This is a genomic window from Janthinobacterium foliorum (genome assembly GCF_978021625.1).
Window position 1 is genome coordinate 94,614 of the sequence record NZ_CDXDQE010000003.1, and the last position, 13,454, is coordinate 108,067.

The window sequence follows — 13,454 nt, forward strand, 5'->3', positions numbered from 1 at the left end:
TTCACAAACGTTTAACGCGCTGCTTTCCGTGTTAGATTCTAGTCAGTTTATCAATTAGCGGAGGCATCATGAGGATAGGCATACCGGCCGAATCGCGGCCCGGTGAGACGCGGGTGGCAGCAACGCCCGAGACAGTCAAGAAGCTGGCGGCCAAGCATCAGGTCGTCGTACAGGCGGGGGCCGGCGTGCAGGCGTCGATCCCCGACGAAGCCTATGCCGCCGCCGGCGCGCAGATCGGCACCGCCCAGGAAGCGTATGGCTGCGCCATCGTGCTCAAGGTGCGCGCGCCGGACGCCGGCGAGCGGGGCCTGATGGCCAGCGGCACGGTATTGATCGGCATGCTCAATCCGTTCGACGGCGACAATATCGCCGCCATGGCCACGGCGGGCCTGTCCGCCTTCGCCCTGGAAGCCGTGCCGCGCATCACCCGCGCGCAGTCGATGGACGTGCTGTCGTCGCAGGCGAACATCGCCGGCTACAAGGCCGTGCTGGTGGCGGCCAACACCTACCAGCGCTTCATGCCGATGCTGATGACGGCGGCCGGCACCGTCAAGGCGGCCCGCGTGCTGATCATGGGCGTGGGCGTGGCCGGCTTGCAGGCGATCGCCACGGCCAAGCGCCTGGGCGCCGTCATCGAGGCATCCGACGTGCGCCCGCCCGTCAAGGAGCAGGTCGAATCCCTGGGCGCCAAGTTCCTCGACGTGCCCTTCCTCACCGACGAGGAAAAAGAGATCGCCAAGGGCTCGGGCGGCTATGCGCGCGCCATGCCGGCCGACTGGATGCGCCGCCAGGCCGAACTGGTGCATGAACGGGCCAAGCTGGCCGACATCATCATCACCACCGCCCTGATTCCCGGCCGCGCCGCGCCCGTGCTCATTTCCGAAGAAACGGTTAAAGCCATGAAGCCCGGTTCCGTCATCGTCGACCTGGCCGTGGAGCAGGGCGGCAACTGCCCCCTGTCCGAGCTGGGCAAGACGGTGGTGAAGCACGGCGTGTACATCGTGGGCGAGCCGAACCTGGCGACCCTGGTGGCGGCCGATGCCTCGGCCCTGTACGCGCGCAACGTGCTGGATTTTTTAAAGCTCATCATCGACAAGGACGATCAATTGCTGATCGACCGCGAGGATGAAATCATCAAGGCCAGCCTGGTCTGCGCGGACAGCGCGATCTTGCGTCACTAATGCAGCGCCGGAGAGAACAACATCATGGAAATCAGTCACACCATCATTAACCTGATCATCTTCGTGCTGGCCATTTATGTCGGCTACCACGTCGTCTGGACCGTCACGCCGGCGCTGCACACGCCGCTGATGGCCGTCACCAACGCCATTTCCGCCATCATCATCGTCGGCGCCATGCTGGCGGCCGGCCTGACGGACGGCCCGCTGGCGCAAGTGGCCGGCACCCTGGCCGTGGCCCTGGCCGCCGTCAACGTGTTTGGCGGCTTCCTCGTCACGCAGCGCATGCTCGAGATGTTCCGCAAAAAAGAACCGAAGGCCAAGCAAGGAGCGAAAGAATGAGCCATGCCATGAGCTTCGTCACCATGAACCTGGTGACGATGATGTACCTGATCGCCTCCGTATGCTTCATCCAGGCCCTGAAAGGCCTGTCGTCGCCCTCGACGGCGCGCCGCGGCAATGCCTTCGGCATGAGCGGCATGGCGATCGCCGCCGTCACCACCGTGGCGCTGATCCTGAAACTGAAGGAGCAGCAGGCGGGCGGCATGGGCCTGACCCTCGTCATCATCGGCATCGTCACGGGCGGCGCCATCGGCGCCTACCTGGCGAAAACCGTGGAAATGACGAAGATGCCGGAACTGGTCGCGGCCATGCACTCGCTGATCGGCCTGGCCGCCGTCTGCATCGCCGTGGCGGCCGTGTCGGAACCGTGGGCCTTCAATATCGCCGAGCAGGGCCAGGCGCTGCCCATCGGTAACCGCTTCGAGCTGTTCATCGGTACCTTCGTGGGGGCCATCACCTTCTCCGGTTCGGTGATCGCCTTCGGCAAGCTGTCGGGCAAATACAAGTTCCGCCTGTTCCAGGGCGCGCCCGTCAGCTTCAAGGGCCAGCACCTGCTCAACCTGGTGCTGGCGCTGGTGATGGTGGGCCTGGGCCTGGCGTTCTGCTTCGCCGATGGCGTCGAACCCGCGTGGACGCCGTTCGTCATCATGGCCCTCATCGCCTTTGCGCTGGGCGTGCTGATCATCATCCCCATCGGCGGCGCCGACATGCCGGTGGTGGTCTCCATGCTCAACAGCTATTCGGGCTGGGCCGCGGCCGGCATCGGCTTTTCGCTGAATAACTCGATGCTGATCATCGCCGGCTCGCTCGTGGGTTCGTCCGGCGCGATCCTGTCGTACATCATGTGCAAGGCCATGAACCGCTCCTTCTTCAACGTCATCCTGGGCGGCTTCGGCGGCGATGCGCCGGCCGCGGGCGCGGCGGGCGCGCAGGAGCAGCGTCCCGTGAAATCGGGGTCGGCAGACGACGCCGCCTTCATCATGGGCAATGCGGAAACCGTCATCATTGTGCCCGGCTACGGCCTGGCCGTGGCGCGCGCGCAGCACTCGCTCAAGGAACTGGTGGAAAAGCTCACGCACAAGGGCGTCACCGTCAAGTATGCGATCCACCCGGTGGCCGGGCGCATGCCGGGCCACATGAACGTGCTGCTGGCCGAGGCGGAAGTGCCGTACGACCAGGTCTTCGAGATGGAGGACATCAACGGCGAATTCGGCCAGACCGACGTGGTGCTGGTGCTGGGCGCGAACGACGTGGTCAACCCGGCTGCGAAAGACCCGAAATCGCCGATCGCCGGCATGCCGATCCTGGAAGCGTATAAAGCCAAGAGCATCATCGTCAACAAGCGTTCGATGGCCTCCGGCTATGCGGGCCTGGACAATGAACTGTTCTACCAGCCGAACACGATGATGGTGTTTGGCGATGCGAAGAAGGTGATCGAGGATATGCTCAAGGCAGTCGAGTAAGGCAATGCCTTGGTCAACCGGAGACGGCCCGCCTTGCGCGGGCCGTTTTTTTCATGCCGCCATCTATGTTGCCGCCACCACCTTGTTGCGGCCCTGGTGCTTGGCCGCATACAGGGCCTTGTCCGCTTCCGACATGGCCGCGTCCAGCGTGGCGCCCTTGACGAGGGGCGCCAGGCCGATGCTGATGGTGACGTGCAGCGGCGTGCCGTCGGGCAGCACGGTGACGGCGGCGGCCACCGCCGCGCGGATGCGCTCGGCCACCTTGTAGGCCTGCTTCAGGGTCGCGTCGGGAAACAGCAGGCCGAATTCCTCGCCGCCCAGGCGCGCCGCCACGTCGGTCACGCGGCCCGTGTCGCGCAGCACTTGCGCCACGTTGCGCAGCACGGCGTCGCCCACGGCATGGCCATGGCGGTCGTTGATTTTCTTGAAATGATCGAGGTCGGCCACGCCCACCGTCAAGGCGGCGCCGCTGCGCGCCGCGCGCGCCATCGCCTGTTCTGCCTGGGCTTCATAGGCGCGCCGGTTCGGCAGCGCCGTCAGGGCATCGTACAGGGCCTGCTGCTCCAGCTGCGCCAGCAGGCTGGCGTTCTTCGCCGCCAGCTCGCGCCGTTCGCGCACGTCGAGCAAAAAGGCGCCGAAATAGCGCATGCCGTCCACCACGCCCAGGTCCAGCGCCTTCATCTCGATGGGAATCATTTGCGCATTGCGGTGGCGGATGGCGAATTCGCGGATTTTCCCCAGCACGCTGGAGGGACGCGAACTGCGGATGTAATTGATCACGTGGTTGTCGTGCTGCGCGGCGACGGCATCGGGCAGCAGGCCGTTCAGGGTCTGGCCCAGCAATTCGCCGCTGGCGTAACCCGACAGCGCCTGCATGGCGCCATTGATGTAGCGGATGCGGCACTGCTCGTCGATGATGATGACGGCGTCGAGGGCGTCTTCCAGCAGGCGGGAAAAGAGGACTTCGGGAAGGGCGGCAGGCGGTGCTGCGGGCAATGCATCTGTCATGGAACGGTCGCCAAAAACCAGGTGAGGCCCATTGTCGCATCCGCAGGCCGTTTACTCCATGACGGAGAAGCCGCCTGTTTCTTTTTTGCCCGCGCCCGGTCCCTGGCGCGCCCTCAGCGCCGGCCGTACATCATCAGTTCGGCCAGGCCCTTGCGCGCGGAAGGAACGGCATCCAGCAAGCCCAGCGACAGGCCCAGCAAGCCCTGCGTGGGCGCGCTGCCCGTGAAGATGCGCGCCATGGTGTCCGTCACGCGCACGGTCAGCCCCCGGTCCGTCTGGCGCCTTGCCGCATAGCGTTCCAGTCCCGCCGGACTGCTGTCCTGCGCCAGCACGCGGGCCAGCACGGCGGCATCGCGCAAGCCCAGGTTCAAGCCTTGCCCCGCCACCGGATGCAGGGTTTGCGCCGCATTGCCGATGGCGACCGTGCGCGCCGTGCCGCCCGCCTGGGCGTTCAGCCCCAGCGGATAGGCCAGGCGCGGCGTCGCATGGGTAAAGCGCCCCAGGCGGCTGCCGAAGGCGGCGCCCAGGCGCGCCAGGAACGCCGCGTCGTCGAGCGCCAGCAGCTGTTCCGCGCGCGTGGGCGGCACGCACCAGACCAGCGCGTAGCCGTCGTCCTGCGGCAGCAGGGCCAGCGGCCCCTCGTCCGTGAAGCGCTCATACGCGCGGTGGGGGAGGGGGCCGCTCACGCGCACATGGGCGATGATGGCGCTCTGGCCATAATCGCGGCTGACGGCGCGTTCCTGCTGCTGGCCGAACAGGCCGCCCTCGGCCTGCACCAGCAGGCTGGCGCGCAGGCAGGAAGTGGCGCCATCCTGCCCGATCTGCACGGTCACGCCATCGCCGTCTTCCACGCTGCCCGTGACCAGGGCCGGGCGCACGGTGGCCACGCCCAGGCGTGCGCAGACGTCGGCCAGCACGCCGACCACGGCGCCGTAGCGCGCCACGTAGCCGAGCGCCTCGACGCCATGTTCGGCGCGGTCCATCAGGCTGCGGCCGAAGTGGCCGCGGCGCGAGACGTGAATTTCATGGATAGGCGTCGCTTCCACGGGCCAGGCGCCCGCTTCCTCGAGGATCTGGCGGCTGCCGTGCGACAGGGCGATGGTGCGCGGATCGCGCCTGGCCTGCTCGACGGACTTGGCGTCGAGCAGGGCGATGCCGTCGGCGCGTGCGCCGCGCCGTGCCAGCAGGGCGGCCAGCGCCATGCCGACGGGGCCTGCGCCACAGATGGCGAGATCGAAAGTGGGCGGTGTATGCATGCGGCGGGCTTAATCCTGTGACATCAGTTGTTCGATTTCAGCCACGCTTTTTGGCGCCGTGCTGAAGACTTCATGGCCTTGCGGCGTGACCAGCACGTCGTCCTCGATGCGGATGCCCGTATGCCAGAACTGCTCCGGCACGCCGGCGCCGGGGCGCACATAGATGCCCGGTTCCACCGTCAGCACCATGCCCGCTGCCAGCGGGCGCCATGGCTTGCCGGGCGCGCTCGTGTCGCGGTAGGCGCCCACGTCGTGGACGTCCATGCCCAGCCAGTGGCTGGTGCCGTGCATGTAGAAGGGCGCATAGCTCTTGTCGGCGATGACGTCCTGCGCGCTGCCGTTCTTTTGCCGGTCCAGCAAGCCCAGGTCCAGCATGCCCTGCGCCAGCACCTGCACGGCCGCTTCGTGGATGGCGCTGTGCGGCAGGCCGGGACGCACCATGTCCAGCGCCGCCTGCTGCGCCGCCAGCACCAGTTCGTACAGGGCCCGCTGCGGGCCGCTGAAACGGCCGTTGACGGGCCAGGTGCGCGTGATGTCGGAAGCGTAGCCATCGAGTTCGCAGCCGGCGTCGATGAGCACCAGCTGGCCATCCTGCAGGACGGCGTTGTTGGCGCTGTAGTGCAAGATGCAGGCATTGTCGCCGCCGGCCACGATGGAGGAATAGGCGGGGAACTGCGCGCCGCTGCGGCGAAACTCGTACAGCAGTTCCGCTTCCAGCGCGTACTCATGCATGCCGGGCCGCGTGGCGCGCATGGCGCGCGCGTGCGCCGCGCTGGAGATGGCGGCGGCGCGGCGCATCAGCTGCTGCTCCTGCGTGTCCTTCAGCAGGCGCATGGCGTCGAGCATGCCGTTGATGTCATGCGCGATGGCCGGCGCCGTGACGCCGCTGCGCGCCTTCTGGCGCACATTGTGCAGCCAGACCTTGACCTGCGCATCGAGGCTGCCGCCGAGGGCATAGTAAATGGCCGGCGCGTCGGCCAGGGTGCGCGTCATTTCCCCGTCGAGTTCCTCGATGGGAAAGGCCGCGTCGAAACCGAAGGTGGCGCGCGCCGCCTCGGGGCCATGGCGAAAGCCATCCCAGATTTCGCGCTCCGTGTTCTTGGCGCGGCAAAACAGGATGGCGCGCGCGGGCGCCGTGGCGCTGGCGGCCACCAGGGCCACGGCGCTGTCGGGCTCCGTAAAGCCCGTGAGGTAGTAAAAATAGCTGTCGTGGCGGTAGGGATAGTCGCAATCGCTGTTGCGCGGCACTTCGGGCGCCGTGGCGAGGATGGCCACGCTGCCGGGCAGCATCTGCGCCAGCAGCGCCGCGCGCCGCGCCGCGTAGTTGGCCATCATGCCGCGGGCGCCTTGGCCGCGACGCCGTTGAGCGCGTCGAGTTGCTGCGGCGTGCCCACATTGGTCCACTCGCCCGGATAGATCTCGCCGCCCACGCGCCCCTGGTCCGCATAGCGGCGCAGCAGGTCGCCCAGTTTGGCATGGCTCCCTGGCGTGATGCCGTCGAACATTTCAGGACGGTACACGCCGATATTGGCGAAGGTCCATTTGGTTTCGTCCGTATTGTTGATCGCGAACAAGGTCAGCCCAAAGTCGCCCTTGGGATGGAAGTCCGGATTGGGCACCAGGTAGGTCCAGGCGATGTCGCGCTGGTCGGCCGGGTAGGGCGTGCCCAGCACATCCTTGTCGGCCAGTACGTCGAGTACTTGCGTGAAATCAAAGTAGGGACAATAGATATCGCCGGAAATGGCCAGAAACGGCTCCTCGCCCAGCAAGTGGCGGGCCTGGGCGATGCCGCCCGCCGTTTCCAGCGGCGTGCTTTCCGGCGAATAGGCGATGCGCGCGCCGTACGTGCTGCCGTCGCCCAGGGTTTCCTCGATGAGGTGGCCCAGGTGCGAATGGTTGATGACGATCTCCGTGATGCCGGCGCGCACCAGGTTCAGCACGTGCCAGACGATCAGCGGACGGCCGCGTACTTTCAGCAGCGGTTTGGGGCAGGTGTCGGTGAGCGGACGCATCCGTTCACCACGGCCTGCGGCGAAGATCATGGCTTTCATGGTAGGACTCGTTTTCTGTGCAATAAATGTGAGGCGGGGCCTGGGCCCCGCAGCGGACGGGGCAGGTGCGCTGACTAGAAGGTATAACCGACCTGGGGCGTTTTATTCTCCAGCGCATCGAGCAAACGCACCAGCGGCTTGAGTTCCGTGTAGCGGTTGGCCGTCTTGCGTACGTAGTCGAGCACGGTTGGCAAGTCGCCCATGTACAGGTCCTTGCCGTCGCGGTAATTCAGGCGCGCGAACAGGCCGAGGATTTTCAGGTGGCGCTGCAGGGCCGTGAACTCGAAATCGCGGTAGAAGGCGTCGATGTCGGGATTCACTGGCAAGCCCAGTTGCTTGGCGCGCTGCCAGTAGCGGATCACCCAGTCGAGCACCAGTTCTTCATCCCACTGGATGTAGGCGTCGCGCAGCAGCGAGGCGATGTCGTACGTGACGGGACCGAAGACGGCATCCTGGAAGTCGAGGATGCCGGGATTGGGGATGGAGCCATCGTTGATGTGCATCAAATTACGCGAATGGTAGTCGCGGTGCATGAATACTTGCTGTTGCGACAATATATTCGCCGTGATGGCTTCGAAGACCTTGTCCAGCTGGGTTTGTTGCACATCCGTCAAGGTGGCGCCCAGGTGCTTGCCGATGAACCATTCCGGGAACAGATTCATTTCGCGCAGGATGAAGGCGCGGTCGAATTCGGGCAGCACGTCGGGGGCGCTGGCCAGCTGGATCTTCATCAGGGACTCGAGCGCTTCGGCGTACAGCACGCTGGCATTGTCGTGGTTCAGCGCGTCCAAGTAGGTGGTCGTGCCCAGGTCGGACAGCAGCAGGAAGCCGTTGTCCAGGTCTTGCGCGATGATCTCGGGCACGGAGACGCCGGCCGCCTTCAGCAGGCCGGCCACCTTGACAAAGGCGGGCACGTTTTCGCGCTCCGGCGGCGCATCCATGGCGATGAGTGTGTTTCCTGGCAAGGTTGCATTGCCGGGCAGCACGTCGAGGCGGTAGTAGCGGCGGAAGCTGGCATCGCTGGAAGCGGGGCGGGCGGAATCGGGCGCGACGAGGTTAAGCGAGGTCAACCAGGCTTTCAACAGGGTCAGGCGAGCGTCGGCTTGGACCGGCGCGGTGGAGGAATTGGGGGAGAATGACATTAAGCGGCCTGTGGAATCGGGTTGATGGTGCGTATTCCCATATAATAAGGGATTCAAATTAAAAAATCGCCTGTCAATGGTGCTTGCCCCTTCCAATTCATGAGCTGGTTTTCGGCCTCCCCCCCTTCGCAGCGCTGGGCTTTCGCCATCAGCGCGCTCGTCGCCGCCACGACGGTGCCTGTCCACGCCCAGAAGGCACCGCGCCCGGTGCACGTGGAAGATCCTGACGCGCCTACCGTCATGACGGCGGAAAGCATGAGCGGGCGACCGGAAAGGGAGATCAATCTTGACAAGAATGTCGTGATTGAACGCGGAAAAACCACAAAAATGACTTCCGATACAGCTTGTTACAAACAAGTTGAAGATCAGTTCGAGGCGGAAGGCCATATCAAGATGTGGCGTTTTGGCAATTACTACACGGGCGATGTGCTGAAGCTGAACATGGAGACGGGCAAGGGTTTCCTGCTCAATCCCACGTATCGTTTCGAAGTGGGCGGCGGCCAGGGCAAGGCCGAGCGCGTCGATTTCATCAATCCCGACGAAGCCAATGTCATCGACGGGACCTACAGTACCTGCGAAGGACCGAATCCGGACTGGTATCTGAAGTCGAGCACCCTGAACCTTGATACGGGCCGCGACGTGGGCACCGGTAGCAAGACCATCATTTATTTCAAGGACGTGCCGATCCTGGGCACGCCCGGCATCTCGTTCTCGCTGTCGGGCGCGCGCCGTTCGGGCTGGCTGGCGCCCACGCCAGGCTTTGCCTCGAAGAACGGCTTTGAGCTGATGGTACCGTATTACGTGAATATCGCGCCGAACCGCGACCTGACCCTGTACCCGAAATATATCCAGCGGCGCGGCATTCAGCTGGGCGCCGTCGGACGCTACCTGGGCGAGACGGATGCCGGTCTGTACAGCGGCGAGACGTCGATCGAGTATTTGCCGAACGACAAGCAGACCAAGACCGACCGCTACATGATCAAGTCCAAGCACGAGCAGGCGCTGGCCAAGGGCTGGACCTATGCCTGGGATTTGCGCGAAGCGTCGGACAATAATTACCCGAACGATTTTTCGAAAAACGTGGCCAGCGCCACCGAGCGCCAGCTGCTGCGCGAACTGCGCACCGATTACCGCACGGAAGACTGGAGCCTGACGGCGCGCGTGCAGAATTACCAGGTGCTGCAGGATCCCGACGCGGTTAACAATCCCAGTCTTTTCGTCACCCGGCCGTATGACCGCTTGCCATCGGTAAATTTCCACGCCGGTAAATATGATGTATGGGGCGGTTTCGACTGGACCTTTGACACGGAAGTGACGCGTTTCGCGCATCCGACGCTGGTGCAGGGTTCGCGCGTGGTGGCCGTGCCGCAGGTGAGTTTCCCCATCGTTCGCCCTGGCTATTTCGTCACGCCCAAGCTGATGCTGAACGCCAGCGCCTACCAGCTCGACAACAATGCCACGACCAAGGCGCAGTTCCCGAATACTTCGTTCACGCGCGCCGTACCGACCTTCTCGGTCGACAGCGGCCTGGTGTTTGAACGCGACACGAATCTGTTTGGTTCCAAGGGCGGCACGCAGACACTGGAGCCGCGCCTGTTCTACGTCTATACGCCGTACCGCGACCAGTCGCAGTTCCCGAACTTCGATACGGCCAACGGCACCTTCAACCTGACGCAGATCTTCACGGAAAACCGCTTCGTCGGCAGCGACCGCATTGGCGACGCCAACCAGGTCACGGCGGCCGTCGTTTCGCGCTTCCTGCAGCCAGACGGCGCCGAGCGCATGCGCTTGACCTTCGGCCAGCGTTTCTATTTTGCCGACCAGCGCGTGCAGCTCGATTCGAGCACGCCCGTCAACCAGTCGCGCTCGGACATCCTGCTGGCGGCAACGGGCCGCGTGTCGGAGACTTGGACCGTCGACAGCCTGGTGCAGTACAATCCCAGCGACCGCCAGCTGATGAACTACAACTACGCGTTGCAATACCAGCCCGGCCCGAAGAAAGTATTGAATTTCAGCAATCGTTTCCAGCGTGGTGATGCTAATTCAGGTTGGCGCAATGTCGAAGTGTCAACACAATGGCCGCTGACGGACCGCCTGTATGGCGTGGGCCGCATCAGTTACTCGGTGAAGGATCGCAGCATGCTGGATAGCCTGATCGGCCTGGAATACAAGGGCGATTGCTGGGTTTTCCGCATGGGGGCGCAGCGTTTCGTGACGACGACCAAGACTGTCTCGACACCGATTTTCTTCCAGCTGGAATTGACGGGCTTGTCGAATGGCCTGGGCCTGGGAGCGAATGGCCTGGAAACATTTACCAAAACCATCCCTGGTTATCAGGCACTGAGCCAGCCACTCCGTTAAGATGGTCACCGTTGCCGCCGCCGGATGCCCCGGCGCTGGCACAAACCGGTTTTTTTATTCACTTGAACTCATGAGCGCTCTACACATTATGCGTAATGCCAGTATGCACCAACTCAAAATTGCCACGGTCTTGTTGTGCGCCATCTCCGGCGCCACGACCAGTAGTGTCTGGGCGCAACAGGCTGCGCCAGCGCCAGCCGCCACGCCGGCTGCTGCCGCGCCGGCCGCCGCGAAACCTGCCGCCGCTGCCCCAGTCAAGGGTTTCACGCCGCCAGCATCGAGCAGCGGCCAGACCATCGATGCCATCGCCGTCGTCGTCAATGACGATGTGATCACGCGTAATGAAGTAGCTGCCCGCATCAAGAGCGTGGAACAGCGCATGAAGGCGCAGAACATTCCCATGCCCGATCCTGCCGACCTGCGTCGCCAGTTGCTGGAACGGATGATTGTCGAGCGCGCGCAAATGCAGCTGGCCAAGGAAATGGGCGTGCGCGTCGATGACCTGACCTTGGACCGCGCGATTGGCCGTATTGCTGAACAGCAAAAAATGACGGTACAGGACTTGCGCAACGAGATGGAAAAGGAAGGCACGCCGTTTGCGACTTTCCGCGAACAAATTCGTGATGAAATCATCATGCAGCGCCTGCGCGAGCACGAAGTCGATGCCAAGATCCAGATCTCCGACTCCGAAGTGGACAATTTCCTGGAAGCGGAAAAAGCCGCCGCCAGCGAGCAGGTCGAACTGAACCTGGCGCAAATTCTCGTGCGCATCCCGGAAAACTCCAGCCCGGAACAGATCGCCGCGCGCCGCGCGCGTGCCGAAGAAGTCAGCCGCCAGCTGCGCACGGGCGCCGATTTCGCCAAGATGGCCGCCACCTATTCCGACGCCAGCGATGCGCTGAGCGGCGGCGATATCGGCTGGCGCAATAGCGACCGCCTGCCGCCCCTGTTCACGGAACAATTGCTGAAATTGAAACCGGGCCAGATCACGCCCATCATCAAGAGCAACACGGGCTTCCATATCCTGAAGCTGGTGGACCGCCGCAGCGCCGCCGAGGCGCAAGCCGTCGCCGCCGTGCAGCAGACGCATGCCCGCCACATCCTGCTGAAAGTGACGCCGACCCTGTCGGCCGCCGAAGCCAAGCGTAAACTGCTGGAATTGAAAGAGCGCCTCGACAACAAGGCAGCCAAGTTCGAAGACCTGGCCCGCCTGTTCTCGAATGATGGATCGGCCGCCAAGGGCGGCGACCTGGGCTGGCTGTATCCAGGCGACACCGTGCCGGAATTCGAAACGGCGATGAATGCATTGAAACCGGGCGAAGTGAGCGAGCCGATCGAGTCGAGCTTTGGTTTCCACCTGATTGAAGTGCTGGAACGCAAGAGCGACGACGTCTCGAAAGAGAAGCAGCGCAGCGCCGCGCGCAATGCCTTGCGCGAGCGCAAGCTGGAAGAAGCGACGGAAAACTGGGCGCGCGAAGTGCGCGACCGCGCCTACGTCGAATTCCGTCCGGACGACCAGTAATGCGGTTGACTGTTTGCGCATGAGTAATTTACCCGCACCACGCCGCCCCGCCATCGCCATCACCTGTGGCGAGCCGGCCGGTGTCGGCCCGGAAATCTCCATCCGCGCCGCCTGGGCCATGCGCAACGAGGTCAACTGCATCCTGCTGGGCGACGCCGCCTTCCTGGCGCTGACGGCCAGCCTGATCGACCCGGAGATCCGCCTGGCGGCGCTGTCCCTGCAAGCCGTGCGCAACAGCGGCTTGCCGCAGTTCGGGTCCGGCCGTCTGGCAGTGATCGACATTCCCACTGTAAACAACGTCATCCCGGGCGTGCTCGACAAGGAAAATGGGCGTGCCGTGCTTGCTACCCTGGACGCGGCCGTAGAAGGTGTCCAGGCGGGCTGGTTTGGCGCCATGGTCACGGCGCCTTTGCAAAAGAGCACGATCAATGACGCGGGCGTGGCCTTTTCCGGCCACACGGAATACCTGGCGGAAAAAACCGGCACGCCGCAAGTGGTCATGATGCTGGCCGGTGAACCGGGCCATGGCGAACCGACGCTGCGCGTGGCGCTGGCCACCACGCATCTGCCGTTGAAGGATGTGCCGGCCGCCATCACCATGGACAGCCTGGCCGTCACCCTGGATATTCTCCAGCGCGACCTGCAACAGAAATTCGGCATCGCCGCGCCGCGCATCCTGGTCACCGGCCTGAACCCGCACGCGGGCGAGGGCGGGTATCTTGGGCGCGAGGAAATCGATATCATCGCCCCGGCCATTGCCGCGGCGCAAGCGCGCGGCATCGATGCGCGCGGACCGTATCCTGCCGACACCCTGTTCCAGCACAAGTACCTGGTGGATGCCGACTGCGTGCTGGCCATGTACCACGACCAGGGCTTGCCCGTGCTGAAATATGCCACCTTCGGACGCGGCATCAATATCACCCTGGGCTTGCCGCTGATCCGCACCTCGGTCGACCACGGCACGGCGCTGGACCTGGCCTCGCAGGGACTGGGCCTGGCCGACGACCACAGCATGCGGCAGGCCCTGCAAACGGCGCTCGACATGCTGCGCGCGAGTACCCCGACCAGAGCATAGAGCGCAGGTCGGGTTAGCCATCACCTGACGCTGCTTGCTGAACCGATTCCGCCGGC

General features: G+C 64.2%; 11 protein-coding genes. 6 read left to right on the forward strand and 5 right to left on the reverse strand.

The genetic code is table 11. The annotated features are described in order from the left end of the window. Window positions 1-68 precede the first annotated feature (68 nt). The 3 genes from ACZ92H_RS07895 to ACZ92H_RS07905 are packed head-to-tail and all read left to right on the forward strand — an operon-like array spanning window position 69 to window position 2,983. On the forward strand, window positions 69-1,181 hold the full coding sequence (locus tag ACZ92H_RS07895) for a Re/Si-specific NAD(P)(+) transhydrogenase subunit alpha (protein ID WP_131373315.1): 1,113 nt from the start codon (window positions 69-71) through the stop codon (window positions 1,179-1,181). Between the two features lie 24 nt (window positions 1,182-1,205). Then, window positions 1,206-1,520: an NAD(P) transhydrogenase subunit alpha part 2 gene (locus ACZ92H_RS07900; protein WP_465048910.1), complete on the forward strand. Its 315-nt coding sequence runs from the start codon at window positions 1,206-1,208 to the stop codon at window positions 1,518-1,520. An 8-nt stretch (window positions 1,521-1,528) separates the two neighbouring features. Then, a complete protein-coding gene (locus ACZ92H_RS07905; RefSeq protein ID WP_131373692.1) occupies window positions 1,529-2,983 on the forward strand; it encodes an NAD(P)(+) transhydrogenase (Re/Si-specific) subunit beta in 1,455 nt (484 codons plus the stop codon). A gap of 63 nt (window positions 2,984-3,046) precedes the next feature. Here the strand turns inward: ACZ92H_RS07905 and ACZ92H_RS07910 are convergent, their stop codons facing one another. The 5 genes from ACZ92H_RS07910 to ACZ92H_RS07930 all read right to left on the reverse strand — a co-directional run bounded on the left by ACZ92H_RS07910 (window position 3,047) and on the right by ACZ92H_RS07930 (window position 8,440). Further along, window positions 3,047-3,991: a GGDEF domain-containing protein gene (locus ACZ92H_RS07910; RefSeq protein WP_131373316.1), complete on the reverse strand. Its 945-nt coding sequence runs from the start codon at window positions 3,989-3,991 to the stop codon at window positions 3,047-3,049. A 113-nt stretch (window positions 3,992-4,104) separates the two neighbouring features. Next, window positions 4,105-5,247, reverse strand: coding sequence for a UbiH/UbiF/VisC/COQ6 family ubiquinone biosynthesis hydroxylase (locus tag ACZ92H_RS07915; protein ID WP_465048911.1), 1,143 nt, complete (start codon window positions 5,245-5,247; stop codon window positions 4,105-4,107). A gap of 9 nt (window positions 5,248-5,256) precedes the next feature. Beyond that, window positions 5,257-6,579 (reverse strand): aminopeptidase P N-terminal domain-containing protein, encoded by a 1,323-nt coding sequence (locus tag ACZ92H_RS07920; protein ID WP_465049237.1) that lies wholly within the window; start codon window positions 6,577-6,579, stop codon window positions 5,257-5,259. Continuing rightward, window positions 6,579-7,298: an N-acetylmuramate alpha-1-phosphate uridylyltransferase MurU gene (gene murU / locus ACZ92H_RS07925; protein WP_465048912.1), complete on the reverse strand. Its 720-nt coding sequence runs from the start codon at window positions 7,296-7,298 to the stop codon at window positions 6,579-6,581. The genes ACZ92H_RS07920 and murU overlap by 1 nt, the downstream gene beginning before the upstream one ends. A 74-nt stretch (window positions 7,299-7,372) precedes the next feature. Beyond that, window positions 7,373-8,440: an aminoglycoside phosphotransferase family protein gene (locus ACZ92H_RS07930; RefSeq protein WP_465048913.1), complete on the reverse strand. Its 1,068-nt coding sequence runs from the start codon at window positions 8,438-8,440 to the stop codon at window positions 7,373-7,375. A 99-nt stretch (window positions 8,441-8,539) separates the two neighbouring features. Here ACZ92H_RS07930 and ACZ92H_RS07935 point away from each other — a divergent pair, with 99 nt between their 5' ends. The 3 genes from ACZ92H_RS07935 (at window position 8,540) to pdxA (ending at window position 13,398) form a co-directional block, all read left to right on the forward strand. Next, a complete protein-coding gene (locus ACZ92H_RS07935; RefSeq protein WP_465048914.1) occupies window positions 8,540-10,801 on the forward strand; it encodes an LPS-assembly protein LptD in 2,262 nt (753 codons plus the stop codon). A gap of 103 nt (window positions 10,802-10,904) precedes the next feature. Further along, the gene (locus ACZ92H_RS07940) at window positions 10,905-12,323 is read left to right on the forward strand and encodes a peptidylprolyl isomerase (RefSeq protein ID WP_465048915.1); all 1,419 of its coding nucleotides are present in this window, start codon (window positions 10,905-10,907) and stop codon (window positions 12,321-12,323) included. A 19-nt stretch (window positions 12,324-12,342) separates the two neighbouring features. Next, window positions 12,343-13,398, forward strand: a complete 1,056-nt coding sequence (gene pdxA, locus ACZ92H_RS07945) for a 4-hydroxythreonine-4-phosphate dehydrogenase PdxA (protein WP_465048916.1) — start codon at window positions 12,343-12,345, stop codon at window positions 13,396-13,398. Window positions 13,399-13,454: the final 56 nt, after the last annotated feature.

What these genes read in the sequence shown, in the direction of transcription:
- ACZ92H_RS07895 (WP_131373315.1), top strand. Translation starts at nt 69, where the DNA reads ATGAGGATAGGCATACCGGCCGAATCGCGGCCCGGTGAGACGCGGGTG.
- ACZ92H_RS07900 (WP_465048910.1), top strand. Translation starts at nt 1,206, where the DNA reads ATGGAAATCAGTCACACCATCATTAACCTGATCATCTTCGTGCTGGCC.
- ACZ92H_RS07905 (WP_131373692.1), top strand. Translation starts at nt 1,529, where the DNA reads ATGAGCTTCGTCACCATGAACCTGGTGACGATGATGTACCTGATCGCC.
- ACZ92H_RS07910 (WP_131373316.1), bottom strand. Translation starts at nt 3,991, where the DNA reads ATGACAGATGCATTGCCCGCAGCACCGCCTGCCGCCCTTCCCGAAGTC.
- ACZ92H_RS07915 (WP_465048911.1), bottom strand. Translation starts at nt 5,247, where the DNA reads ATGCATACACCGCCCACTTTCGATCTCGCCATCTGTGGCGCAGGCCCC.
- ACZ92H_RS07920 (WP_465049237.1), bottom strand. Translation starts at nt 6,579, where the DNA reads ATGGCCAACTACGCGGCGCGGCGCGCGGCGCTGCTGGCGCAGATGCTG.
- murU (WP_465048912.1), bottom strand. Translation starts at nt 7,298, where the DNA reads ATGAAAGCCATGATCTTCGCCGCAGGCCGTGGTGAACGGATGCGTCCG.
- ACZ92H_RS07930 (WP_465048913.1), bottom strand. Translation starts at nt 8,440, where the DNA reads ATGTCATTCTCCCCCAATTCCTCCACCGCGCCGGTCCAAGCCGACGCT.
- ACZ92H_RS07935 (WP_465048914.1), top strand. Translation starts at nt 8,540, where the DNA reads ATGAGCTGGTTTTCGGCCTCCCCCCCTTCGCAGCGCTGGGCTTTCGCC.
- ACZ92H_RS07940 (WP_465048915.1), top strand. Translation starts at nt 10,905, where the DNA reads ATGCACCAACTCAAAATTGCCACGGTCTTGTTGTGCGCCATCTCCGGC.
- pdxA (WP_465048916.1), top strand. Translation starts at nt 12,343, where the DNA reads ATGAGTAATTTACCCGCACCACGCCGCCCCGCCATCGCCATCACCTGT.